This is a genomic window from Providencia sp. NPDC089933, from assembly GCF_049545585.1.
Taxonomy (GTDB): Bacteria; Pseudomonadota; Gammaproteobacteria; order Enterobacterales; family Enterobacteriaceae; genus Providencia; species Providencia huashanensis.
The window spans coordinates 1-1,133 of record NZ_JBMWDT010000037.1 but is presented as its reverse complement, the minus strand read 5'-3'; the positions used below and the strand labels follow the sequence as shown (position 1 = coordinate 1,133).

The 1,133-nt window shown below is 63.4% G+C and carries 1 protein-coding gene; it reads left to right on the top strand.

Annotated elements, in window-relative coordinates:
- Positions 1 to 1,133, top strand: a 1,133-nt coding sequence (locus ACPEH5_RS22660; RefSeq protein WP_423727230.1) for an acetolactate synthase large subunit, incomplete at both ends; no start/stop codon positions are given.

The window sequence follows — 1,133 nt, the reverse complement described above, 5'->3', positions numbered from 1 at the left end:
CCCGGTGAGGAAAACCTCGACCTGCTCGAATCCCTGCGCAAGTCGAAGATCAAGCTGGTACTGACCCGTCACGAGCAGTCCGCAGGTTTCATGGCCGCCACCTATGGCCGCCTGACCGGCAAGACCGGCGTCAGCCTGTCGACCCTCGGCCCTGGCGCCACCAACCTGGTCACCGCCAGCGCCTACGCCTACCTGGGCGGCATGCCGATGATGATGATCACCGGCCAGAAGCCGATCAAGAAGTCCAAGCAGGGTCGCTTCCAGATCATCGACGTGTGCGGCATGATGGACCCCATCACCAAGTACACCCACCAGTTCGCTTCCGCCGACAACATCCCAGCCCGTATGCGCGAAGCCTTCCGCCTGGCCGAAGAAGAGAAGCCGGGTGCCGTGCACCTGGAGCTGCCGGAAGACATCGCCGCCGAGCAGACCGAAAGCCTGCCGATTCCGCCTAGCCTGAGCCGTCGCCCGCTGGCCGAGCACAAGGCGATCGAAGCGGCCGTGGAAAAGCTGCAGAAGGCCCGCAACCCGATCCTGGTGATCGGCGCCGGCGCCAACCGCAAGATGACCGCCAAGGTCCTCAAGCAACTGATCGACAAGACCGGCATCCCGTTCATCACCACCCAGATGGGCAAAGGTGTGGTCGACGAGCGTCACCCACGCTTCCTGGGCAACGCCGCACTGTCGTCGGGTGACTTCGTGCACCGCGCCGTCGAAGCCGCCGACCTGATCGTCAACATCGGCCACGACGTGATCGAAAAGCCGCCGTTCTTCATGGTCCGTGGCGGCACCGAAGTCATCCACATCAACTTCCGCTCTGCCGAAGTCGATGCCGTGTACTTCCCGCAGGTGGAAGTGATCGGCGACATCGCCAACGCCGTGTGGCAGATCAGCGAAGCGCTGAACGACACCTCGCACTGGGACTTCACCCGCCTGATGGCGATCCGTGAAGCCAACGAAGCGCAGATCGCCGAAGGTGCCGATGACGACCGTTTCCCGGTCTACCCGCAGCGCATGGTCGCCGACATCCGTCGCGTACTGCCGTCCGAAGGCATCGTTGCCCTGGACAACGGCATCTACAAGATCTGGTTCGCCCGCAACTACAAGGCGCACAAGCCGAACACCGTGCTGCT